This window comes from Lentzea guizhouensis, assembly GCF_001701025.1.
GTDB classification, from domain to species: Bacteria; Actinomycetota; Actinomycetes; order Mycobacteriales; family Pseudonocardiaceae; genus Lentzea; species Lentzea guizhouensis.
Window position 1 is genome coordinate 5,745,624 of record NZ_CP016793.1, and the last position, 22,072, is coordinate 5,767,695.

The window sequence follows — 22,072 nt, forward strand, 5'->3', positions numbered from 1 at the left end:
CTCGCACGCGGGCTCCACAACCACCTCCCCGGCTTCCGCCTCCCCGGCTTCCATCTCCCCGGCTTCCACCCATCTCCCTCCCTCCTCTCCGTCGCTCCCTCAGCTCTCCGCGGCTTCCTCGTCTCACCGGCATCTGTCGTGCCGTCCTCCCGTGCCCACCTCCGCTCGTGATCTTTAAGTCGCCCCCCGGTCGCGTTTCCTTTTTTGGCGGGCGTACGAGACCAGGCGACCGTGACACCTAGAACAGACGTCGACGCCTGAACATCAGGACAGCGTTCATCCGATCGAGTGGCGGCCGACAGGCAGAAGCTGGGCAACAGGGGCGAGCGAAAGCCTCGAAGCGCGGTCCAGCCGGGGTCGAGGCCCGCCAGTTGAGGGCCTGAGGAACAACGCCGGGACCAGCGCGCGACCGGGACGGCACCGGTGTTGGCCTGCGGTCATGTGGTGCGCGACCGCCGATCGGACGTGACCGCTGGGCGGCGTAGATCACGTCCGAATGTACTAGCTAAGGCATGCCTTAGTTAGTTTAGGGTTACTTTACGACGCTTCGGGTGGTCGTGCTTCGGATCGTGCTTCGGATGTGCCGAGGAAGGACCGCGATGGAACCGGTGTTGGACCTGGCCGGGATTGGCTTCGGGCCGTCCAATCTCGCGCTCGCGATCGCGGTCGAGGAGCACGGGCGGCCGGTGAGGGCGCGGTTCTTCGAGCGGCAGGCGCGGTTCGGGTGGCATCGGGGGATGTTGCTCGAGGACGCGACGATGCAGGTGTCGTTCCTCAAAGATCTGGTGACGTTGCGGAACCCGACCAGTGGGTTCAGCTTTCTCTGCTACCTGAAGGAGCGGGGGAGGTTGGTCGACTTCGTCAACCACAAGAACCTCTTCCCGCTGCGCAAGGAGTTCCACGACTACTTCGAGTGGGCGGCGGAACGCGTGCGGCACCACGTGGAGTACGGCAGCGAAGTCACGAGCGTGCGGGCGAGTGACGAAGGCTTTGAGATCACCACGAGCCCAACGGGCCATACGGGCCAAACAAGCCATACGAGCCCAACGGGACAAAAAAGCCAAACGAACGAAACGAACCAGGCAAACCAAACCAGAATCAAGAGCCGCAACCTCGTCCTCGCCACAGGCCTCCAGGCCAACCTGCCCGAAGGCATCGAGACCGGCGACCGCATCTGGCACAACAAGGACCTCCTCCACAACGTCGGCAAGCTCAAGGACCCGCGCCACGTCGTCGTGGTCGGCGCCGGGCAGAGTGCGGCGGAGGCGGTGGCGTTCTTCCACGACCGGTTCCCCGAGGCCGAGGTGCACGGGGTGTTCGCGCGGTACGGGTACAGCCCGGCCGACGACAGCTCGTTCGCCAACCGGATCTTCGACCCCGCGGCGGTGGACGACTTCTACCGGGCGCCGGAGGCCGTGAAGAAACGCCTCATGGGCTACCACGCGAACACCAACTACGGTGTTGTCGACCAGGACCTCATCGAGGAGCTCTACCGGCGGGTGTACCGGGAGAAGGTGCTGGACAAGCAGCGGTTGTTGTTGCACAACACATCGCGGCTCACGGACGTGAACGCGAACGGCAAGTGCGTGATCGAGTCGTTGGCCGACGGGTCGCAGTTGCCGGTTGACGCGGACGTGATCGTGTATGCCACCGGGTACCGGCCGGCTGATCCGGCCACGCTGCTGGGGGAGCTGGCGGACAGCTGTGAGCGCGACGACCTCGGGCGGTTGAAGGTCACGCGCGATTATCGGGTGGTCACGGACAAAAGCATCAAGGGCGGCATTTATCTGCAGGGCGGGACGGAGCACACGCACGGCATCACGTCGTCGTTGCTGTCGAACACCGCGGTGCGGGTCGGGGAGATCTTGGAGTCGATCCTGCGCAGGCCGCAGGCGGTGCAGGAGTCGGTGTCCAAGGTGGCCGCGCACGTGAGTTAGGGTGGCCTAACTCAGACGAGAGGAACCGAAGTCATGACCAACCCGTTCGAGGACCCGCAGGGCCGGTTCTTCGTGCTGGTCAACGAAGAGCAGCAGCACTCGCTGTGGCCGGCGTTCGCGGAGGTGCCCGCCGGGTGGACCACGGTGTTCGGCGAGGAGAGCCGCGAGGCGTGCCTGGCCTACGTCGAGGAGAACTGGACCGACATGAGGCCCCTCTCCATCCGCTGACCCGGGCGACGGGTGGAAGCTCAGGCCTCCACCCGGACCCGGTGGTGGTGCGCCAGGACCACGGTGCCCGAGACGGCGGCGATGGCGCTCGCCACCAGGCCCGTCTGCGTCCAGCCGCTCATGCCGGCGCCCTCGCCGACCAGCTTGATGCCGATCCACGCCGCCACGATCGGGTTGATCACCGTCTGGCCGGCCACCACCAGGTCCGGCGGGCCGGCCGCGTAGCCGAGCTGGATGAACCACGCGCCCACCAGGAACGCCACGGCCAGGCCGAGCAGCGGCACCCACTCGACCAGGGGTAACGCCGTCGTCACGTCCCTGACCAGCACCGCGACCAGTCCGTAGGCGATGCCGGCGCCGGCGGCCAGTGCCAGTGCGCGGACCGCTCCCGTCTGGAACGTCGCCACCACCGTGCACACCAGCACGCCCGCGAGCACCAGCTGCCCGGCCTGCAGCACCACCTTGGTGGAGATCTCGGTCGGCACCGCCGCGCCCGCCGTGATCGACACGAACGCCACGATGCCCGCCGTCGCCACGCACACCGCGACCGCGAGCAGGCCGGTGAACCGACGGGCCCGCGCCACGGCGATGATCGGGATCGCCAGCGCGTTCAGCGGTGCCACCACCGACACCGGCGCCAGCGCCAGCGCGGTCACCTGCAGCGCCGCGCACGCCATCAGGACGAAGAAACCCAGCACCCACCGGCGTGACCGCACCAGCCGGTGGGCGGAGCGGAGCTGCAGGTCGGCGACCTCACGCACCCCGGCGTGCTGCCACAACGCGCCGAGTGCGCTGCACCCGGCCGCGAGCACCGCGCACAGGATCGCGACCCCGACCACGTGTCAAGGGTACTCCGGTGCTGCTATGGTTCATTACATGAGTAACGAACCAGGGAAGTAAGTCATGTTCGACGACCGGAGCCCGATCTACCGGCAGATCGCCGACCGGATCAAGGCGGACGTGGTCAGCGGTGCGTTGAAGGCGGACGAGCAGGTCATGTCGACCAACCAGTACGCCTCCTACTACCGGATCAACCCGGCCACCGCGGCCAAGGCGTTCCAGCAGCTCGTGGACGAGAAGGTGCTCTACAAGAAGAGGGGGATCGGGATGTTCGTGAGCACGCAGGCTCGCGACATGCTGCGGGCACAGGGCAGGGAGACCTTCTTCGGCGAGGTGGTCGATCCGATGGTCGCGGAGGCGCGCGCCATCGGCATCCCGCTCGCCGACGTCATCCGCCGCATCGAGCAGCACGAGAAGGGGGAAGCGTGATGCGAGTGGACGTCCAGGGGCTGACGGTCCGCTACGGGGACGTGACAGCCGTCGACGACATGACCTTCTCCTTGGAAGGCAACAAGATCTACGGACTGCTGGGCCGCAACGGCTCCGGCAAGACCAGCCTGATGTCGGCGCTCGCCGGGTACCGCAGGCCGGTCGGCAGCGTTCAGCTCGACGGCGTGCCGGTCTTCGAGAACGCGCGCGCCATGCAGAACGTCTGCCTCGTCCGGCACACCACCGACGCGGCGGACAAGGGCGACAAGGTCACCCACGCGCTGGAGTACGGCAAGGCCTGGCGCGAGACGTGGGACGACGCGTACGCGCACGAGCTGGTCGAGCTCTTCAAGCTGCCGCTCAAGACCAAGGTCGGCGAACTGTCGCTGGGCCAGCGGTCCGCGCTCGGCGTCACCATCGGGCTCGCCAGCCGCTCGCCGCTGACGATGCTCGACGAGTCCCACCTCGGCATGGACACGCCGACCCGGTACGCGTTCTACGACGCCCTGCTCAACGACTTCATGCGGCACCCGCGCACGTTCCTTATCTCCACCCACCTCATCGAGGAGCTGGCCTCGCTGCTGGAGGAGGTCGTGATCATCGACCACGGCCGGCTCGTGCTGCAGGAGGAGGCCGACGTGCTGCGCTCGCGCGGCACCGAGGTCACCGGGAACGCCGCGGACGTCGACGAGTTCACCGCCGGGCTCAGCGTGCTGAGCGAGAAGACGCTGGGGCGGACCAAGGCCGCCATGGTCTACGGCACGCTCGACGACGCGCAGCTCGTCCGGGCGCGCCAGCTCGGGCTGGAGCTCGGGCCGATCGCGCTGCAGGACCTCTTCGTGCACCTCACCGAACCGGTCGGGGGTAGGCGGTGAAGATCTTCCGTCATCTGACCGCGTCCCTCGTCTGGTTCAGCGCTCTGGTCGCGGCCGGGGTGTTCGCGTTCGTCATCGCTCTCACGTTCGCCGTGTCGTTGTTCAGGGACGTCGTGATCAGCGGCTGGTCCGTGGCCGCGGGCCAGGTCGGGCCCTGGTTCGTGCTCTTCATCGGCGTCTACGTGATCCACAACGTGCTGCCGGTCGCGGTGGCGCACGGCCGCACGCGCCGGGAGCTGCTGGGGGCCGCCACCGCGTTCAGCGTGGTCTTCGCGGCCGCGATGGCGGCGGTGGCGTGGCTCGGGTTCCTCGTCGAGGGTGGCGTCTACGCCCTGATGGACTGGAGTGCGGGGGAACGCGGGCTGCCGCACGCCTACTTCCTGATGTACCTCGTCTGGTGCGCGGTCGGCATGCTCCTCGCCGCGGCGTTCGACACGTCGGGGCCGGCGGGGCTCGTCGCGCTGCCGTTCGGCATCGCCTTCGCGGTCGCCGCCAGGGTGCGGATCCCGGGCTCCGGCGAACTTCCCTTCCTGCGCAACGAGATGAGCCTGCTCGGCGCCGGCTGGCACGTCGCGTCGGCGCTCGCGTGGCTGCTCGCGATCGGGGCGACGTGGGCGATCGCCAGGACCATCCCGGTCAGGTCCAAGAGCGGGTGAGCCCTCACCCGCTCGACCGCACGACGAGCGAGGGTTCGAACACGACCGAGGTGACCGGTGCCGTGCGGTCGGCGATCTGGCGCAGCAGCTGACGGGCCATCTCCTCGGCCATGTCGGCGATCGGCTGCCGGACCGTCGTCAGCTCCGGTTCGCACGTCAGCGCCGCGCTGCTGTCGTCGAACCCGACCACCGCCACGTCGTCGGGCACCTTGCGGCCGCTGCGGTGCAGGACCGGGATCGCGCCGGTCGCCATCAGGTCGGACGCGGCGAACACGCCGTCGACGTCCGGGCAGCGGGCGATCAGCTCGTGCGCGGCGGCCATCCCGGCCTGCCGGGTGAAGTCGCCGTGCACGACCACCGCGTCCGGCACCACGTCGAGGAACCCGCGCAGCCGGTCCCTGCCGGTCGGCATGTCCTGCGGGCCGGTGATCGTCGCGATGCGCCGGCACCCCAGGGAGAGCAGGCGTTCACCGGCCAGCGCGCCGCCCGCGCTCTGGTTCACGTCGACGTAGGTGATCGGCATGGGCTGCCACGGCCGCCCGGCCAGCACCACCGGCAGCCCCGCCCTGATCAGCTGGCCGGGCACCGGGTCGGCCGGGTCGGTGTGCACGAGGATCACGCCGTCGAGCCGCCCGCAGCGCAGGTCGCTGAGCGCCTGCTCGCGGGTGCCCGGCCCGGTCATCATCAGCACCAGGTGGATGCCGCGCGGCCGGACCACGCGGGTGACACCGCTGACCACGCTGCCCAGGTGCGGGTCGCCGAGCATCCGGTGCTCGTCCGGCAGCACCAGGCCGATCGCGTCGGCCCGCCGCGTCACCAGCGACCGCGCCGCGATGTTCGGCAGGTAGCCGGTGCTGGAGATCGCTCTCTCGACCGCGTGCCGGAGCACCTCGTCGACCGTGCCGGCGCCGTTCACCACCCTCGACGCGGTCGCGCGCGACACCCCGGCGACGCGCGCCACCTCCTCCAGCGTCACGCGCTTCACCCGGCCGCCAGCTCCGCCGTGCGGTGGCGTTCCATCAGGTCGATCACCTCGACGGTCGGCGGGTGCTTAATGTCCCCGGGCGACCTTCACGACCTTCAGCGACTCCGTCAGATGCGCGCGCACGTACTGGTCACGCGCCTGCAGGTCGGTCGCCGCCAGCTGGATCTCCGCGTCGGTCGGCATGCCCGGCATGTCGTGCCCCTCGTGGAGGTTCACGTAGGGCGAGTCCAGCAACGCCCGCAGCCGCTCCAGTTCGGCGTGCCGGTTCGCGACGAGCTCGGGCCGGCCCGCGTTCTCCAGCAGCTTGAGCGCCTGCTCGTTCGTCGCGATCGAGAGGTCCACGAACGCGCGTTCGGTCTGGCCGAAGCCGCCCTGCGCCACCGAGGTCGGCGGGGGAGCGGGGGTGGGAGGGGGTGCCTGCTGGCAGGCCGCGAGGAGGCCGGCCAGCAGGCACACGATCATCCGTGGTTGCCGTTGTGGTCGCACTTGATCACCACGTTGATGCAGTTGCGGACGCGGCGCTCCATCTCGGCGCGCGGCCACACGTTGAAGAAGTCGGCGTGCATCGTCTGCCCCGTGCCGGAGGACAACCGCAGGCCGGCCGTGGTGCCGTTCACCGGGTAGCGCAGCACCATCCGCAGCTTCGGCACCGGAACCGGGTGCGAGGACGGGCAGCCGCCCGCGACCGGGTACGACATGTGCGACTTGTGGTCGGACGAGTCGAGGTTGCGGCCGTCCCAGCACTGCGGGAAGTCCAGGTAGGTCTCCAGCATCGTGCCCGCCGGGCACTGCACAAAGTTCTTCGACGGGTTCACGTGCCCGGCGTGCAGGCACGACCACCGCGCGATGCTGTCGGCGTCACCGGCGGCCTTCGCGTTGCCCGCCACGATCTTCAGCCCGTACGGCGTCGGCTGGATCGCCGCCGGGTTGTTCACGCCCTCACCGAGGTAGTAGAAGGTCACGCCGGTGGGGGCGATCGCGGTGTTGTCCCGGTACAGGGTCGGTACCCAGTACGAGGAGATGTCCGCGGCCGGGTTGCAGTTGCCCGTCGAGCCCTCCAGCGACTGCTGGGTGGTGCGGGCGTTGGTGGAGTGGTTGCCGAAGAAGTCGTGCGAGTGCGACGCACCCGGCAGGTTCGGCAGCACGATCGGGTCGTCGGGGAGCCGGTGGCTGATCGGGCACTCGGCGAGGAACTCGGCCACGCGAACCGGTGCTCCCTCCGCCGCAACGGGAATGCTCAGCATTCCGGCAGCCAGTGCGAGAATTGTCGCAAGGTGGAACAGAGGCTTCTTCATTGAAGCATTCCTCTCCGCAGCAGGATTGGGAGAGCGCTCTCACGCCCTTCGAGCATGGCGCAGGCCGCAACAGGGCGTCAATCCGCAAGAAACGTTCAGAAGTCCCGGTTTTCTTGACACCGAGCAGCCGGTGCCCCGACTCTCGGATCGGCACCTGTCGCGGAGAGCGCTCTCTCGCCGTCCTGTTCTCCGTCTTCAGGAGCATTCACATGTCAGGAAAGCTTCAACGCGGAAGACTCCCTTTCGTCGTCGCGGCGCTGGCCGTGGCCGCCCTGTTCGTCCCGGCCGGCCCGCAGGCGGCGGCCGCCGGTCCGCTGATCTCGCAGGGACGCCCGGTCACGGCGTCCAGCAGCGAGAACGCCGCGTTCGCCGCGACCTCCGCGGTGGACGGCGACCTCGGCACGCGCTGGTCCAGCGCGTTCGGCGACCCGCAGTGGATCCAGATCGACCTCGGCTCGTCCGCGCGGGTCGACCAGGTGACGCTGAACTGGGAGGCCGCCCACGCCAGGGCGTTCACCCTGCGGATCTCACCCGACGGCACGACCTGGAACACCCTGCACAGCACCACGACCGGCACCGGCGGCACGCAGACCCTCCCGGTCACCGGCACCGGCCGGTACGTCCGGCTCGACCTGACCCAGCGGGCGACCCAGTGGGGCTACTCGCTGTGGGAGTTCCAGGTCTTCGGCACCCGTGACGGTGGCAGCGGCGGAGAAACCCTGCTCTCGTACGGGAAGTCCGGCAGCGCGTCGACCTTCCAGGACGACGCGAACTGCGGCGGCTGCACGCCGGCCAAGGCGTTCGACCGCGACCCCGCGACGCGCTGGGCGACCAGCGCGACGAACGGCTGGGTCGACCCCGGCTGGATCTCCGTCGACCTCGGTGCCACCGCGCAGATCTCCAAGGTCGTGCTGCAGTGGGACCCGGCGTTCGCGACGGCGTACCGGATCGAGGTCTCCGACAACGGCTCGACCTGGCGCGAGATCTACTCCACGACGACCGGTCGCGGTTTCAAGGAGACGCTCACGGTCTCGGGCACCGGCCGGTACGTGCGGATGTACGGCACGGCCCGCTCGAACGGCTACGGCTACTCGCTGTGGGAGTTCCAGGTCTACGGCACGGGCGGGGCGCCGACGACGCCTCCGCCGCTGCCGCCGAACCCGACGTTCCCGGGCAGGCTCGTGTGGTCGGACGAGTTCAACGCGCCCGCGGGCACCCCGCCGGACGGCTCCAAGTGGCAGGCCGAGACCGGGCCCGGCGTGAACAACGAGCTGCAGTACTACACGAACAACAACAACGCCCGGCACGACGGCAACGGCAACCTGGTGCTGCAGGCCCGCCGTGAGGTGACGCCGGGGTCGGCGTGCCCGGTCGACCCGGTCAGCGGCAGCACGACCTGCCAGTACACCTCGGCACGGCTCAACACCTACGGCAAGTTCACGTTCACCTACGGCCGGGTCGAGGCGCGGATCAAGGTGTCGTCGACGCAGGGGTTGTGGCCCGCGTTCTGGATGCTGGGTGCGGACTTCTTCGACCAGCGCAGGCCGTGGCCGTACACCGGTGAGATCGACATCATGGAACACGTCGGCAAGGAACCGAACCGGGTGTACTCGACGCTGCACGCGCCCGCGTACTTCGGTGCGGGCGGCTACGGGTCGCCGCTGGAGCTAGGCCAGCCCGCGTCGGCGGCGTTCCGGACCTTCGCGGTCGAGTGGGACTCCAGCCACATGACGTTCAGCGTGGACGGCAACAGGTTCTTCACCGTCGACCGGAACGTCCTGGAGACCACCCGCGGGCCGTGGGTCTACGACCACCCGTTCTTCATCATCATCAACAACGCGGTGGGCGGTGACTGGCCCGGCCCGCCGGGGGCCGGGACGCAGCTGCCGCAGGACATGGTGCTGGACTACGTCAGGGTGTACCAGTGACCGTCGTGCGAGCCGGTGGCGAGACGTCGAACGCCTCGGTCACCGCCTCCACCTCGATCTGGGCGGTCTCGCCGGTGGTCAACGGGATCGCGGGCACGAAGTACGCGTCGTTCGTCGTGCCACCGAGGAAGATCCGCTCGTTGCCGGCCTGGTAGACCCGGTACTGCCGGATCTGCCCTGGTGAGCGGGTCCAGGTGAGCCGTGCCGACACCGTCGTGGCGTTGGTGCGGCTCACCTGTTCCACCCGGATGTCCGTGGGTGGGGCCGGTGCGGTCATGGCCGGGTCGGTCACGCCGATGCGGCCGATCAGCGCGGTCACCGGGCCGCCGGGCAGCACCCGCAGGGTGATCTCGGTGAGCGTGGTGCCGGCGTGCTCGCCGAGCGGGAACACGCTGCGCCGCCACCCGCCGCTGACCCCGCCGAGGTCGAGCACCTCCTCCGTGTCACCGATCCGCAGGACGGCCTGCAGCCGCGACGGGCCGGTGCCGGTGCGGTGCACCACCTCGAACTGGCTGCTGCCGGTGAGCGGCAACGAGGTCGCGAACAGCCGGACGTCGTTGGCGGAGGCAGGCGTGCCGGTGATCTTCAGCGCGGTGCCGCCGTCGTACGGGTCGTCCCAGTCGAGCGACGGCACGACCTTCGTTCCGGTGCCGGTGACGCTCCACCGCCACGTCGGCAGCACGTCCTGCAGCGCCAGGTTGTTCCACTGCTGCGTCGAGCGGACCGTGCCGCCGACGGCGAACTTGCGGCCGTGGCCGGTGTTGAAGTTCGTGACGAACGGCAGCTTGGTGATCGGCGTCAGCTCGGTGATGTGGTGGGCGATGCCCTTCCACGCCGCGGTCGTCGTGGTGTTGGCCGGGTCGCCGTTCTGGCCGACCCAGAACCTGTTGTCCCGCGCGTAGAAGTCGGCCGGGCTCGTGGCGGACTTGAACGTCCACTCCGGACGGTAGAAGCCGAGCGAGGTGGTGTGCGGCCTGCCCTCGGGGAAGACCGAGGCCCAGCCGACGCCCGTGTTGTAACCGTTCGACTCGACGTCCACACCGGACGCGAGGTCGTACGGGCTGCGGCCCATCTGCGTCGCCAGGTTCGCCGAGTTCCGCAGGCCCTGCGCGCTCCACCAGAAGTTCAGGAACATCTCGTCGGACGGGGCGAAGAACATCTGGTTGCGCGCGGTCAGCGCGTTCTGCCAGGAGACGCTGCCGGTGTCGGTCATCGCGTCGTACCAGATGACCCGCAGGCCGCTGCGCTTCATGTACACGATGAAGTCGCGCATGTCGGCGGCGAGCTGGGCGTTGCCGCCGGCGGTCTCCTGGTTCAGGAACCAGCCGTCGAACCCGTAGTGCCGCGCTACCTGGATCATCTTGTCGGCCACCGGGAACCGGTCGCCCTCACGCTTGACGAAGTCGCGCACCCACTGGATCTGGCCGCCGTACGCGGTCGGCGGCAGGAAGACGTTGCCGATGACCTTGACGCCGTTGCGGTGCGCGGCATCGGTGACGGTCGGGTTCGGCGCGAGGATCAGGCCCTCGGAGGCGCTGCCGCCCCAGAACACCAGCTCGTCGATGTACTGCCAGTAGTTCGTGGCGTAGTAGTTCATGTCGAGCGCGCCCTGCGCCGGGTTGCCGCTGGTCGGCGCATAGGCGACCAGCGCCTGCACGCGGGCCTCGTTCGCGTGGGCGTGCGCGTTGGCCGGTCGGGCCGGGACGACGCGCTTCGCCAGGGGGACCGAGCTGCGGTTGTACTTCGCGTCCCGGTCCGTCGAGGGATCCCAGTTCAGGATCGTGGCCGGGTGCCAGTAAGACGCGAACGGCTGGGCGACGTCGGCCAGCGCGGACGCGGGAGCATCGGGCAGCAGGCTTGTTAGCGCTGCCGTTGAACTCAGTACGAGGAACTGTCTCCTAGTGGGCACCTGATCACCCTTGTGCGCCATCTGAGTCGTCGCATACCGCCTCCACGGTGACCTGATCGGACGACAATCACCTGTTCAGCTGCGCTCGGTAACCATCCGAGTGGCCGAACCCAGGCGGGCTACCGAGCGGTAGCGTTGGGGACGCCGTTTTGGTTCCCCTGCAACCAATTGAGGTGTTTTTGTCGTGCGCATCAAAGTCGTGTTCGCGGCGCTCGTCCTGGCGCTGACCCCTGCTGCCACCGCTACCGCGGCGGCCAACCCCTACGAACGCGGTCCGGCACCCACGGCCGCAACGGTGGAAGCTGCCCGCGGCACGTTCGCGGTCACCCAAGCCGCCATCGCCCGCCAGACGAACTTCGGCGGCGGCACCATCTACACACCCACCAGCGACCTCACCTTCGGCGCGGTCGCCATCTCACCCGGCTTCACCGCCAACCAGTCCTCGGTCGCCCACTTCGGCCCGCGTCTCGCGTCCTACGGGTTCGTGGTCGTCACGATCAACACGTTGTCCGGCTTCGACGACCCGGACAGCCGGGGCCGCCAGCTGCTCGCGGCGCTGGACTACGCCGTCCGCACGAACCCGCGCGTCGACGCCTCCCGCCTCGCCGTGATGGGCCACTCGATGGGCGGCGGCGGAGCGTTGCGGGCCTCGGTCTCGCGTCCTGCCCTGCAGGCCTCGATCCCGCTCGCCGCCTGGCACACCACCAAGAACTGGTCGACCGTGGGCGTGCCGACCCTGGTGCTCGGCGGCCAGAACGACCCGACCGCGCCGAACTCGCAGCACTCCACGCCGTTCTACAACTCCATCACCGCGGCGCCGGACAAGGCGTTCCTGGAGCTGCGGGGCGGCGACCACTCGGACCCGCGCAGTGACAACGTGACCGTCCGCAAGTTCACGCTGTCGTGGCTCAAGCGGTTCGTCGACAACGACGTCCGCTACGACCAGTTCCTCTGCCCGGCTCCGGCGCCGAACACGGCCATCTCGGCCTACCGCGACACCTGCCCGCACGCCTGATCCGTTCCGCGGCACGCACGATGCCCCGGTGGCCGGCTCCCCGAGCCGGCCACCGGGCCCCGTGGGTTGGGGCGTCTGCAAGTACTACCGACTCGAAGTCGGTAGTACTTGCAGACACGAGAACAGCATCACCCGTAGGCGATCGCGCGCAGGACGTTCCTGACCTCCTCCGGCGAGGCGTCCAGGGCACCGGTGTCGAACGTGGCCGCGGAGACGTGGGGGAGGTGCACGACCAGGTCGTAGGCCACGGTCGCGTCGAGCTCCGCGTAGAACGGCCCGAAGCGCTGCCGGGACGCGGCGCGCACGTCGGCGGCGTCGGCCGAGGACAGGCGGCGCAGGTCGACTGCGAACGGTTCATCGCCGTGCTGTCCCATGAACGCGTCCAAGCTGCCCGGCTCGGGTGCCGGCAGGTCGGCGAAGAACCGGCCCGCGAAGAACTCCGGCCCGTGGTGCAGTGTCTGCCCGGTGCCGTTGGTCGCGCCGATCACCAGGTAGTCGTCGCCGAGCCGGTCGGCCAGGTGCAGGCCCAGCGGCACCATGGCCTCCATCCCCGGCATGACCCCCGGCCAGCGCTGCAGGTGCCCGTTGTGCGCGACGAGCAGGACCCGTTCCTCGCGTTCGAGGATCCACGACACCGTGTCGGCCATCGCCGCGTCCCTGACCGTCATCGCCTCCCGCTGGTCGCCGCGGGCCATCGCCCTGATGACCAGGTCGAGCGCGGCCACGAGATGTGCCGAGCGCACCACCGCCGGGTCCGCGGGGTCGGCGGCCAGCCGGGCGCGCAGCTCCGCGATGCCCGCGGTCAAGGCGTCCCGCGTGGCTTGGGGGAGTGCCGCGTACCGGCCGAACGCGGCAGGCGCCGAGTAGGCCGACTCCGCCCCGAACGCGGCCGTCTCCCGCAGGTCGTCCGGCACCCCGGGCAGGGCGGCGAGACCGGGCACCAATGAGGCGTTGGCGCCGCCGAGGTCGATGCCGTAGAACCGCGCGTCGGTCGTGCGCTGCCACTCCAGGTGCGCGCGCATCTCGGTCCAGATGCCGGTGAACGACGTCAGGCCGTTGGCGAGCGCGTGTGACACGTCGTCGGTGAGGACCGTCCGGGCCTCGGTGAAGCCCGTTTCCATCGCGTAGGCGGTGAACCCGTGACGTTCCACGAGATGCTGGAACACCCTGTGGCGCAACAGGTAGGTCTCGCGGTTGTAGTGCGCGCTCTCGCCGAGCGCCACCACTCTGGCGTCGCCGATCGCCTCGTCCAGCCAGCTCAGGTCGTCCAACGGCGTCGTGCGCACGAGCCTCCCCCTCCGATTGTTCCCAATATTGGGAACGTTACCGGATGTGGGATAGTTCCGTTGTGGACATGCTGGAACTCCTGCTGCACCCCGTTCGGCTGCGGGTCGTCTTCGCCCTCTCCGGCGAGAGCGTGCGCACGACCGCGGAGATCTGCGAGCGCCTCAGCGACGTGCCCAAGACGTCGGTCTACCGGCACGTGGCGTTGCTGCTGGAGGCAGGAGTGCTGGAGGTCGTGGCCGAGAAGCGGGTGCGCGGCGCCGTCGAACGGCACTACCGGCTGCGCCAGGACCGGGTCACGATCACGCCCGAGATGGGCGCGACGATGTCGCTGCAGGACCACCGGGCCGGGTTCGCCACCGCGATGGCCGCGTTGCTGGCCGAGTTCAACGCCTACCTCGACCGGCCGGGCGCGATGCCCTACGACGACGCGGTCGCCTACCGCCAGGGCGTGCTGTGGCTCGACGACGACGAGGCCGCCGAGATGTTGGAGGAGTTGCGGGCGGTGTTCGCGAAAAGGGCCGCCAACCGTCGTGGTGACGGTCGGCGGCCCCGGTTGGTGAGCCTGGTCCAGTTTCCCTCAGACCAGGCCTGACCAGGTCACTCGTAGGCGATCGCGTCCAGCACGTTCAGCCGGGCCGCCCTGATCGCCGGCAGGATCGCCGCGACCACGCCCACGAACGCGGCCACCACCAGGTACTGCACCATGGTCAGCCACGGGAAGCCGAGCTCCCCGATGCCCTGGTCCTTGAGCGCCTGCACGGTCGCCACGCCCAGTGCGACGCCGACCGCGAGGCCCAGCACCGCGCCGAACACCGAGATCACCACCGACTCGACGGTGATCATGCGCATCACCTGCGAGCGCCGCATGCCGATGGCGCGCAGCAGGCCCAGCTCACGGGTCCGTTCGATCACCGAGAGCGCCAGGGTGTTGATGACGCCCAGCACGGCGATCAGGATCGCCAGCGCCAGCAGGATCTGGATCATCAGCAGGACCGTGTCGAACTGCGAGGTCGTCTGCTTCACGAACCCGCTGCGGTCCTGCACGGTGATCTCCGGGTTGTCCGCGAGCAACGGTTCGACGCGCTTCTGCACATCGGCCACGTTCGTCCCCGGCTTCACCTGCACGAACGCCTGGGCGATCTGGTCGGACCGGAAGTTGCGGCCCGCCGACTCCGGCAGCACGAGCGCACCCTGCAGCACCTGCGACCTGACCCAGATGAAGCCGACCGTGAACGTCTGCGGCTCCGCGGCCTTGGCCAGCTGCAGCGACACCTTGCTGCCGACCGTCCAGCCCTTCTCGGCCGCCATCTCCTCCGGCAGCGCGAGCTGGTCGTCCTTCAGCGCGGTGATCTCACCGGCCTTCGGCTTCAACGCGAACATCGTCGCGAGCCCCGGCACGTCGTTGACGCCGACCGCGAACAGCTGGTCCTCACCCTGCAGCACGCCGTCCTGCGACCAGCCGACCGCCGACCGCACGCCGTCGGTCTGCTCGATCTTGGTCAGCACGTCGCGCTGGAACGTCGCCGGCTGGCCATCCATCTGGCCCTCGCCGGAGATGATCAGGTCGGTCTGCAGCTGACCGGAGGCCAGCTTCTCGATCGACTTGGTCGCCGACGTCAGCACCACGCTCACGCCGGTGATCAGCGAGATGCCGACCATCAGCGCCGCCGCCGTGATGGCGGTGCGGCGCGGGTTGCGGGCGGAGTTGCGCCGGCCCAGCAGGCCCGGCATCGACCACGACAGCAACCGGCCGATCAGCGACACCATCGGCTTGGACAGGATCGGGGTCAGCAGCGCGACACCGACGAACGCCACCAGGATGCCGCCGAAGATCAGCGGCAGCGACGCCTGCCGGAACCCGAACGCCAGCGCCGTGCCACCCGCCGCGGCCACCAGCGCACCGGTGATCGTGATCTTCGTGAGCGGCCGGTCCGGCGTGGCCGCCTCGCGCATCGCCGCGACCGGCGCGATCCGCGACGCCCGCAGCGCCGGCATCACGGCCGCGACCACGGTGACGACCATGCCGACCGCGAACGACGAGATGATCGCCGACATGGGCACCCCGATGCCCGCCAGCTGCAGGTTGGTGCCGCCCACCGAGCTGAAGATCTTCGCCAGCAGCGCACCGATGCCGACCCCTGCCCCGAGGCCGACGATCGACGCGATCAGGCCGATCACCAACGCCTCCAGCACCACCGAGCCGATGACCTGCCCGCGGGAGGCACCCATCGACCGCAGCAGCGCGAGCTCCCGCGTGCGCTGGGCGACGATGATGGAGAACGTGTTGAGGATGATGAAGATGCCGACGAACAACGCGATGCCGGCGAACCCGAGCAGCACGTAGTTGAAGAACTTCAGCCCCTCGTTGATCTGGTCCGACTGCTCCTTCGCGAGCACGGCACCGGTCTTCACCTCGTAGCCGGAACCTAGCTTCGCCGCGACGGCGTCGCGCAGGGCGTCGTCGGACGTGCCCTGGGCCGCGGTCACGGTGACCGACGAGAACACGTCCTTCTTGCCCAGCAACAGCTGCTGCGCCACGGGTTCGGTGAACGCCACCGACAGCTCACCGCCGAGCGAGTCGCGCCCGCCCGCGTACCCGTAGATACCGGTGACCTTGAAGGTCTTCTTCGGCTCCAGGGTGAGCAGCGCGATGTCGTCGCCCACCCTGAAACCGCCGGTCGACGCGAGGTAGGCGTTGACGACGACCTCGTTGTCCGCGGCGGGTGCCTTGCCCTCGCGGATCGTCTCCTGGCCGTTGCCCGTCCAGTTGGTGCCGAACCGCGGCGCGCCGGAGGTGGTGATCACCTTGCCGTTCTTGCCGATCGGCCGGGCGGAGCCCTGCACCTCACCGAAGGCCGACGCCACGCCCGGCACCGCCTTCACGTCGGCGATCGCCTGCGGCGTCAGGGGTTGCGGCTCCTTGCCCTTCTCCTGCTTCGGAGCCACCGAGACGTCCACATTGGCGAACGCCGACGAGAACAGGTCGGTGAACGACCTCTGCAGCGTGTCGGTCAGGACGAACGAACCGGACACGAACATCACGCCCAGCACCACCGCGAGCGCGGACAGCACCAACCGGAGCTTGCGCGACAGCAAGCTCTTGATCGTCGCCTTAAACACGGCTGCTGCCGCTGTGCTGGACCACCTGGGACCCGGCAACCTGGACGGAGTCGAGGTGCTTCATGGTCTCCAGGACCTCGTCGGCCGACGGCGACAGCAGCTCGCGGACGATGTGGCCGTCCTTGAGGAAGATGACGCGGTCGGCGTACGACGCGGCGTTCGGGTCGTGCGTGACCATCACGATCGTCTGACCGAACTCGCGCGCGGACCGCTGCAGGAACCCGAGCACCTCGGCACCGGACTGCGAGTCCAGGTTGCCGGTCGGCTCGTCCGCGAACACGACGTCCGGCCGGGACACCAGTGCCCGCGCACACGCCACTCGCTGCTGCTGACCACCCGAGAGCTGCGTCGGCCGGTGCGACAGCCGGTCGCGCAGACCGACCGTGTCCACGACGACGTCGAACCACGCCTGGTCGACCTTCTTGCCGCCGATCGCGAGCGGCAGCGTGATGTTCTCCTCCGCCGTCAGCGTCGGCAGCAGGTTGAACTGCTGGAAGATGAACCCCACCTTGTCGCGCCGAAGCTCGGTGAGCCCCTTGTCCCGCAACCCGGTGACCTTCGTGTCACCGACCCACACCTCGCCACGCGTGACGTCGTCCAGCCCCGCGAGGCAGTGCATCAGCGTCGACTTGCCCGACCCCGACGGACCCATGATCGCGGTGAACCGCGACCGCTCCAACTCGACGCTCACCCCCGCGAGCGCGGTCACGGCGGCGTCGCCGGACCCGTATTCCTTCCACACGTCGACGGCTCTCGCCGCGACTCCATCGGACGCGCTCACCTGTCTGCCCCTCCTGTGGGAATCTTGCGCACCATCTTCGGTGACGCGGCCGCACCGGAGGTCAGGTCTTCCCCTGAGACCAACCCTGAAACCGGTCTGCCCGTACCCCAACACGGGCACGCTGAGAAACCTCTCAGCTGCGGTGCGTGCGCGTCTTCGCGTGGCCGCGGGAGAAGCGTATTTCACCGGTGGCGCAGCGTCTTCAGCCTTCGGATGACTACGCGGTCAACTTCCGTCGCATCGGGACGGTCGGGTCCATCCGCCACGAAACCAATTCCACCCGGAGGCCCTCGCGCAACGCGTTCGCGGCGAGCCAGTGGTCCACGTCGCCGTGGTAGGCGTTCGCGGGGCGGGGCCAGCGGTCCAGCCACTGCGCGAACGCGGCGTTCAGCGCGATCGGGCCGCCCGGCGGGCGCACGCCCAGCACGAGCACGGGATCCTCCCCGGTGGCGAACGCGGCGGCGGAGTCGTTCGCGCCACCGAAGAGGATCCGCTCCGCACCCAGCTCACGTGCCTTGTCCACCACCCCGAAGAACGCCGACCCACGGCCGAAAGCCCGCACCACGAACTGGTGCGCGCCGAAGTCGGTGTCGAGGAACTCGTCGGCGTACGTGCCGTCATCGGCCAGCACCAGCACGTTCGTGCCGTCGGGGAGTGCCCCGACCTGTCCTGGATGCGTGATGCCGATGACCGTGATGCCCACGCGTTCAATGCTGGCCGACCCGTGTTAAGCCAACGCAGCGTTGGTGTTAATGCCGTGGCCGTCAGCCATCAAACAAGTTTCGGCAGCACCTCGGCGCCGAACAGCCGGATCGTCTCGATGACCGACTCGTGCGGCATGCCCCCGATGTCCACCATCACCAGGTGCGTGTCGATGGACAGCGTCCGCGCCAACGAGTTCAGCCGCGCCGCCACCTCGTCCGGCGTCCCGCAGACCGCAGCGCCCTCCATGATCTCGTCGACGTCGATGTCGCCGTCCCCGCGCCACGGGTCCGCGAACCGCGCGTACTCCGCCAGGTGCGGCCGCCAGCGTTCGCGCGCGTCCGACTCCGCCACGAACACGTGGCTCGGCACGCCCACCCGGCCCGACGGGAAGCGTTCGCGGTAGCGCTGCACCACCTCGCGGTAGATCGACGGGTCGCGCAACGTGGACGGCAGCATCAGCGGCATCTCCAGCTCGGCGCCGAGGTCCGCCGACACCGCGGAGCCCGACCCGATCCACACCGTCGGCCGCGGCTTCTGCACGGGGCGCGGCGTGGTCGTCACGTCGGTCAGCTGGCCGCGGAACCGCCCGTCCCAGCTCACCTCCGGCTCCTCCAGCAGCTTGAGCAGCAACCGCAGGTGCTCCTCGAACCTCGCCCGCAGCTCGCCCGGCTGCACGCCGAACGCCGCGTCGGTCTGCTGGTCCACCCCGCGTGCCACGATCAGCTCCGCGCGGCCGCTCGACAGCACGTCGAGCGTGGCGAGCGCCTCCGCCACCAGCACCGGGTCGCGGTGGGCGAGCAGCGTGACGCCGGTGGACAGCCGCAGCCTGGACGTCCGCGCCGCCACGGAGGCGAGCAGCAGCTCGGGCGCGGAGACGATGTAGCGGGTGAAGTGGTGCTCGCCGATCGCGACGCCCGCGAACCCCGCCTCCTCGGCCACCACGGCCTGCTCGACCATCGCCCGCAGCCGGTCGGCCTGGGACACCTCCTCGCCCGTGCACGGGTTGGGCAGGTGGTCACCCAGGATCAGCAGGTAGACGTCCATGGCCGTCATTTTTCCAGCGCGCGGGGTTAGATGGTCGGCATGGTCACCCACAACGAGGCCGAGAGCCGCTACGAGGTCCACGTCGACGGCGAGCTCGCCGGCTTCCTGGAGTACCGGACCGTCGGCGGTGTCCTCGCCCTCGTGCACACCGAGGTCGACGACGCCTACGCCGGGCAGGGGCTCGGAGGGCAGCTCGCCAAGTTCGCACTGGACGATGTTCAGTCCCGTGGGGTAAAGGTTTCCCCGCTGTGCCCGTTCGTGGCGAAGTACATCGACAAACACCCCGAATACCGTGTTACCGTCCGGTAGATAGTTGCAGGCGCTAAACAACGAGGTGAGCGGGCGTGTGGAGTGAGCCGGGCGCGTTCGAGGTGGCACCAGGTGTGCACCGCATCCCGCTGCCGCTGCCGAACGACGGGCTGCGCGCGGTCAACGTCTACGCGATCGAGGACGGCGACGGCCTCGTGATGGTCGACTCCGGCTGGGCCCTGGACGAGGCCCGCGACCAGCTGGAGGCCGCGCTCGGCACCCTGGGCAAGGGCTTCGAGGACATCCGCCGGTTCCTCGTCACCCACGTGCACCGCGACCACTTCACCATGGCCGTGTCGCTGCGGCGCGTGTTCGGCAGCAAGATCGGCCTGGGCCTCGGCGAGCAGCCGTCGTTGCTGCACATGCTGCACGGCCAGGACGACCAGCACGTCACCGACCTGCGCCGGTGGGGCGCCGCCGAGCTGGCGGAGACGTGGGTCAAGATCATGCACCACGTCGACCGCGGCGAGGCCCTGCGCGACTACGAGGAACCCGACGAGTGGCTCACCGCGTCGACCCTCGACCTGGAGCACCGCAGGCTGGAGGTTGTCCCGACACCAGGACACACCCGCGGCCACGTCGTGTTCGTCGACCACACCGCCAAGGTCCTGTTCTCCGGTGACCACGTGCTGCCGCACATCACGCCGTCGATCGGCTTCGAGCCGTTGCGCCCCGAACTGCCGCTGGGCGACTACATGACGTCGTTGAGGCTCACGCGCGCGTTGCCGGACCTCAAGCTGTTGCCTGCACACGGCCCGGTGACCGACAGCTCACACGCCCGCGTCGACGAGCTGCTGCACTTCCACGAGCAGCGCCTCGACGAGATCGGCAAGGCCGTCGCCGGCACCGCGTTCGAGACGGCCCGCAAGATCGGCTGGACCCGCCGCCAGCGCCGGTTCGACGACCTGGACATGTTCAACCAGGTGCTCGCGATCGGGGAGACGGCCGCGCACCTCGACGTCCTGGTCGAACGTGGCGAACTGACCCGGACGGAGACCGCGGGCGTGTTCGAATACCTGCTCTGACACCTGAGTAGGGCTGTCAGTCAGAGGCTGACAGCCCTACTCAGTTGTTCTTGCGTCTCGTTGCGACTCGCAGCCGCGCTCCATTGGGCCGGAATTATCCGACCTCCCCAATTGGTGCAATCAGAAGCAGACGCCGGTGTAAGCGAGCGAGGAGGCCAGGAGGTAGCCGTACCCCAAGTGCGTGTTGTACTGGTCGTAGAGGTTGCCCGGGTACCAGGTCCCCGAGGCGCTGGGAACGTTGAACTTGTCGCCGGTGATGCCGTACGCGATCACCGCCCCGCCGGGGCTGCTGCGGAGGTCGGCGTTCCTCGTCAGCACGTACTGGCGCGTGCACTGAATGCCCACACCGCCCTTGCTCGCCTCGACGGAACTGGCAGCCGTCGCCACACCGCCGGACACAGTCAGGCCAGCGCCCAGTGCGAGCGCAGTGACAGCGATTCCGATTTTACCCATTAGCCCACTTCCATTCGAATTCGTGCGCATCCGTTCCAGCGAACGAAAAGCCACGTTAAGGCGACTGCGGCTGCGAAGCAGTCAGCCATCAGTGTATTCAGGCACTACTTTCTGTAGCAATGCAACATGAGGATGGCTCGGTCTATTCCAGACGAATTAGTATTTAACATTAACTGAGCGGTAGGATTCGGAGGAGGACGAAGTCTGCCATCTCGGAATAACGAAGAACCGCGATCAAGCGTGTTTGATTGGTGATGGTGGGATCGTTCTCAGGATGTCGACATCTTCGGGAAGCCCAGATTTCCTGTGTTCAGCTGAACCCGGGACCAGTCCCGGGTCCGCGTGTTGGAATACCAGGCGTGACCCCGCTCGAGCTCGCCGCCTGGACGTGGAAGATGCCACGACGAGGCAGAGGTTTCTGGTTCTCCCTGGCCATCGACGTCCTCTGGCCGGTCGTCGTGGTGTTCGTCCGCCTGCGCGTGCGCGGCCGCCAGCACGTGCCCGGCACCGGTGGCGTGATCCTCGCGTTCAACCACCTGTCCAACTCGGACACGGTCGCCGCCGTCGTGTTCGCGCTGATGTCGAACCGCGTGCCGCGCATCCTCGCGAAGGCCTCGCTGTGGCGCATGCCGGTGTTCGGCCGGGTCATGCGCTCCGGCGGCCACATCCCGGTCGAACGCGGCACGGTCAAGGCGGCGGACGCGCTGAAGCCCGCCGTGGAGGCCCTGCGGGCGGGGGAGTGCGTGATGGTGTTCCCCGAGGGCACCTTCACCGACGACCCCGGGAACTGGCCGATGAAGGGCAAGTCCGGCGTCGCGCGGATGGCCCTGGAAAGCCGCGTCCCGGTGGTCCCGGTCGCCGAGTGGGGCACCCAGGACCTGCTGCCCAGGGGCACTGTGCTGCCCCGGTTGTGGCCGCGCAAGAGGGTCGAGGTGGTGGCGGGTGCGCCGGTGGACCTGTCCGACCTCTACGACCGCGAACTGACCGCTGCCGTGCTCGACGAGGCGACTTCGCGGGTCATGGACGCGATTACGACCATGCTGACGGGCATACGTTCCGAGCAGGCGGGTAGCCGCAAGGTATGACTCTGCCCAAGGACACAATCAGGCCCGGCGGCGACGGCTTATGGGCGCCCGTGATCCCGGAACCGCGCGAGGAGCAGCAGTGGGTCGTGCAGGCTGACGACGACCCGTTGATCGTGCTGAGCGTCGACTGACCGTCTGGACGGTGCCCTGTGGGTCCGCGACAGCT

Annotated in this window: 23 protein-coding genes; 12 read left to right on the forward strand and 11 right to left on the reverse strand. The window is 68.9% G+C overall.

Annotated features, from left to right (window positions below; translation table 11 throughout):
• Positions 1-599 precede the first annotated feature (599 nt).
• Both BBK82_RS28215 and BBK82_RS28220 read left to right on the forward strand, forming a co-directional pair.
• Positions 600-1,937, forward strand: coding sequence for a lysine N(6)-hydroxylase/L-ornithine N(5)-oxygenase family protein (locus tag BBK82_RS28215; RefSeq protein WP_237047616.1), 1,338 nt, complete (start codon positions 600-602; stop codon positions 1,935-1,937).
• 33 nt (positions 1,938-1,970) lie between these two features.
• Positions 1,971-2,165 carry an MbtH family protein gene (locus tag BBK82_RS28220; protein ID WP_065917701.1) on the forward strand — a complete coding sequence of 65 codons (195 nt, stop codon included), beginning with the start codon at positions 1,971-1,973 and terminating at the stop codon, positions 2,163-2,165.
• A 20-nt stretch (positions 2,166-2,185) separates the two neighbouring features.
• Here BBK82_RS28220 and BBK82_RS56025 read toward each other — a convergent pair whose 3' ends face one another.
• A complete protein-coding gene (locus BBK82_RS56025; protein WP_065917702.1) occupies positions 2,186-3,004 on the reverse strand; it encodes a DMT family protein in 819 nt (272 codons plus the stop codon).
• A 64-nt stretch (positions 3,005-3,068) separates the two neighbouring features.
• Between BBK82_RS56025 and BBK82_RS28230 the strand changes: the two genes are divergently transcribed.
• From BBK82_RS28230 to BBK82_RS28240, 3 genes are read left to right on the forward strand one after another with little or no spacing between them, the layout of a single operon-like run.
• Positions 3,069-3,434: a GntR family transcriptional regulator gene (locus tag BBK82_RS28230; protein ID WP_065917703.1), complete on the forward strand. Its 366-nt coding sequence runs from the start codon at positions 3,069-3,071 to the stop codon at positions 3,432-3,434.
• A complete protein-coding gene (locus BBK82_RS28235; protein WP_065921412.1) occupies positions 3,434-4,309 on the forward strand; it encodes an ATP-binding cassette domain-containing protein in 876 nt (291 codons plus the stop codon). The genes BBK82_RS28230 and BBK82_RS28235 overlap by 1 nt, the downstream gene beginning before the upstream one ends.
• On the forward strand, positions 4,306-4,965 hold the full coding sequence (locus tag BBK82_RS28240; protein ID WP_065917704.1) for a hypothetical protein: 660 nt from the start codon (positions 4,306-4,308) through the stop codon (positions 4,963-4,965). Before BBK82_RS28235 ends, BBK82_RS28240 begins: the two co-directional genes overlap by 4 nt.
• Positions 4,966-4,969: 4 nt before the next feature.
• Here BBK82_RS28240 and BBK82_RS28245 read toward each other — a convergent pair whose 3' ends face one another.
• The 3 genes from BBK82_RS28245 to BBK82_RS28255 form a co-directional block, all read right to left on the reverse strand.
• Complete coding sequence (locus tag BBK82_RS28245; RefSeq protein WP_237047617.1) at positions 4,970-5,941, reverse strand: LacI family DNA-binding transcriptional regulator; 972 nt, start codon at positions 5,939-5,941, stop codon at positions 4,970-4,972.
• A gap of 75 nt (positions 5,942-6,016) precedes the next feature.
• Entirely contained in the window at positions 6,017-6,412 is a 396-nt protein-coding gene (locus BBK82_RS28250) for a hypothetical protein (protein ID WP_065917706.1), read from the reverse strand.
• On the reverse strand, positions 6,409-7,245 hold the full coding sequence (locus BBK82_RS28255; RefSeq protein WP_083268197.1) for a DUF1996 domain-containing protein: 837 nt from the start codon (positions 7,243-7,245) through the stop codon (positions 6,409-6,411). The genes BBK82_RS28250 and BBK82_RS28255 overlap by 4 nt, the downstream gene beginning before the upstream one ends.
• Positions 7,246-7,454: 209 nt before the next feature.
• On the opposite strand from BBK82_RS28255, the gene BBK82_RS28260 reads away from it, so the two are divergent.
• Positions 7,455-9,173 carry a discoidin domain-containing protein gene (locus BBK82_RS28260; protein WP_065917708.1) on the forward strand — a complete coding sequence of 573 codons (1,719 nt, stop codon included), beginning with the start codon at positions 7,455-7,457 and terminating at the stop codon, positions 9,171-9,173.
• On the opposite strand, the gene BBK82_RS28265 is transcribed toward BBK82_RS28260, so the two are convergent.
• Positions 9,157-11,082, reverse strand: a complete 1,926-nt coding sequence (locus BBK82_RS28265) for an endo-beta-N-acetylglucosaminidase (RefSeq protein ID WP_154697546.1) — start codon at positions 11,080-11,082, stop codon at positions 9,157-9,159. The genes BBK82_RS28260 and BBK82_RS28265 overlap by 17 nt on opposite strands.
• Positions 11,083-11,266: 184 nt before the next feature.
• On the opposite strand from BBK82_RS28265, the gene BBK82_RS28270 reads away from it, so the two are divergent.
• The gene (locus tag BBK82_RS28270; RefSeq protein WP_065917710.1) at positions 11,267-12,097 is read left to right on the forward strand and encodes a dienelactone hydrolase family protein; all 831 of its coding nucleotides are present in this window, start codon (positions 11,267-11,269) and stop codon (positions 12,095-12,097) included.
• A 128-nt stretch (positions 12,098-12,225) separates the two neighbouring features.
• Here the strand turns inward: BBK82_RS28270 and BBK82_RS28275 are convergent, their stop codons facing one another.
• Positions 12,226-13,383 (reverse strand): erythromycin esterase family protein, encoded by a 1,158-nt coding sequence (locus tag BBK82_RS28275; RefSeq protein ID WP_237047618.1) that lies wholly within the window; start codon positions 13,381-13,383, stop codon positions 12,226-12,228.
• A 68-nt stretch (positions 13,384-13,451) separates the two neighbouring features.
• Here BBK82_RS28275 and BBK82_RS28280 point away from each other — a divergent pair, with 68 nt between their 5' ends.
• A complete protein-coding gene (locus BBK82_RS28280; RefSeq protein WP_237047619.1) occupies positions 13,452-13,976 on the forward strand; it encodes a helix-turn-helix domain-containing protein in 525 nt (174 codons plus the stop codon).
• Between the two features lie 5 nt (positions 13,977-13,981).
• Here the strand turns inward: BBK82_RS28280 and BBK82_RS28285 are convergent, their stop codons facing one another.
• The 4 genes from BBK82_RS28285 to BBK82_RS28300 all read right to left on the reverse strand — a co-directional run bounded on the left by BBK82_RS28285 (position 13,982) and on the right by BBK82_RS28300 (position 19,034).
• Positions 13,982-16,480, reverse strand: a complete 2,499-nt coding sequence (locus BBK82_RS28285) for an ABC transporter permease (protein WP_237047620.1) — start codon at positions 16,478-16,480, stop codon at positions 13,982-13,984.
• A gap of 16 nt (positions 16,481-16,496) precedes the next feature.
• A complete protein-coding gene (locus BBK82_RS28290) occupies positions 16,497-17,285 on the reverse strand; it encodes an ABC transporter ATP-binding protein (protein WP_065917714.1) in 789 nt (262 codons plus the stop codon).
• 217 nt (positions 17,286-17,502) lie between these two features.
• Positions 17,503-17,988, reverse strand: a complete 486-nt coding sequence (locus BBK82_RS28295; RefSeq protein ID WP_065917715.1) for a hypothetical protein — start codon at positions 17,986-17,988, stop codon at positions 17,503-17,505.
• A 68-nt stretch (positions 17,989-18,056) separates the two neighbouring features.
• On the reverse strand, positions 18,057-19,034 hold the full coding sequence (locus BBK82_RS28300; protein WP_071812696.1) for an LLM class flavin-dependent oxidoreductase: 978 nt from the start codon (positions 19,032-19,034) through the stop codon (positions 18,057-18,059).
• 39 nt (positions 19,035-19,073) lie between these two features.
• Between BBK82_RS28300 and BBK82_RS28305 the strand changes: the two genes are divergently transcribed.
• Positions 19,074-19,343 carry a GNAT family N-acetyltransferase gene (locus BBK82_RS28305; protein WP_065921414.1) on the forward strand — a complete coding sequence of 90 codons (270 nt, stop codon included), beginning with the start codon at positions 19,074-19,076 and terminating at the stop codon, positions 19,341-19,343.
• A gap of 35 nt (positions 19,344-19,378) precedes the next feature.
• Positions 19,379-20,368, forward strand: a complete 990-nt coding sequence (locus BBK82_RS28310; RefSeq protein WP_065917716.1) for an MBL fold metallo-hydrolase — start codon at positions 19,379-19,381, stop codon at positions 20,366-20,368.
• Positions 20,369-20,488: 120 nt separating this feature from the next.
• Here the strand turns inward: BBK82_RS28310 and BBK82_RS28315 are convergent, their stop codons facing one another.
• On the reverse strand, positions 20,489-20,713 hold the full coding sequence (locus BBK82_RS28315) for a hypothetical protein (protein WP_154697547.1): 225 nt from the start codon (positions 20,711-20,713) through the stop codon (positions 20,489-20,491).
• A 467-nt stretch (positions 20,714-21,180) separates the two neighbouring features.
• Here BBK82_RS28315 and BBK82_RS28320 point away from each other — a divergent pair, with 467 nt between their 5' ends.
• Both BBK82_RS28320 and BBK82_RS55845 read left to right on the forward strand, forming a co-directional pair.
• On the forward strand, positions 21,181-21,906 hold the full coding sequence (locus BBK82_RS28320; RefSeq protein ID WP_237047621.1) for a lysophospholipid acyltransferase family protein: 726 nt from the start codon (positions 21,181-21,183) through the stop codon (positions 21,904-21,906).
• The gene (locus BBK82_RS55845) at positions 21,903-22,037 is read left to right on the forward strand and encodes a hypothetical protein (RefSeq protein ID WP_257785390.1); all 135 of its coding nucleotides are present in this window, start codon (positions 21,903-21,905) and stop codon (positions 22,035-22,037) included. Before BBK82_RS28320 ends, BBK82_RS55845 begins: the two co-directional genes overlap by 4 nt.
• Positions 22,038-22,072: the final 35 nt, after the last annotated feature.

Excerpts from the sequence above, each read along its gene's own strand:
- BBK82_RS28215 (WP_237047616.1), top strand. The coding sequence starts at position 600 with ATGGAACCGGTGTTGGACCTGGCCGGGATTGGCTTCGGGCCGTCCAAT.
- BBK82_RS28220 (WP_065917701.1), top strand. The coding sequence starts at position 1,971 with ATGACCAACCCGTTCGAGGACCCGCAGGGCCGGTTCTTCGTGCTGGTC.
- BBK82_RS28230 (WP_065917703.1), top strand. The coding sequence starts at position 3,069 with ATGTTCGACGACCGGAGCCCGATCTACCGGCAGATCGCCGACCGGATC.
- BBK82_RS28235 (WP_065921412.1), top strand. The coding sequence starts at position 3,434 with ATGCGAGTGGACGTCCAGGGGCTGACGGTCCGCTACGGGGACGTGACA.
- BBK82_RS28250 (WP_065917706.1), bottom strand. The coding sequence starts at position 6,412 with ATGATCGTGTGCCTGCTGGCCGGCCTCCTCGCGGCCTGCCAGCAGGCA.
- BBK82_RS28255 (WP_083268197.1), bottom strand. The coding sequence starts at position 7,245 with ATGAAGAAGCCTCTGTTCCACCTTGCGACAATTCTCGCACTGGCTGCC.
- BBK82_RS28260 (WP_065917708.1), top strand. The coding sequence starts at position 7,455 with ATGTCAGGAAAGCTTCAACGCGGAAGACTCCCTTTCGTCGTCGCGGCG.
- BBK82_RS28280 (WP_237047619.1), top strand. The coding sequence starts at position 13,452 with ATGCTGGAACTCCTGCTGCACCCCGTTCGGCTGCGGGTCGTCTTCGCC.
- BBK82_RS28300 (WP_071812696.1), bottom strand. The coding sequence starts at position 19,034 with ATGGACGTCTACCTGCTGATCCTGGGTGACCACCTGCCCAACCCGTGC.
- BBK82_RS28305 (WP_065921414.1), top strand. The coding sequence starts at position 19,074 with ATGGTCACCCACAACGAGGCCGAGAGCCGCTACGAGGTCCACGTCGAC.
- BBK82_RS55845 (WP_257785390.1), top strand. The coding sequence starts at position 21,903 with ATGACTCTGCCCAAGGACACAATCAGGCCCGGCGGCGACGGCTTATGG.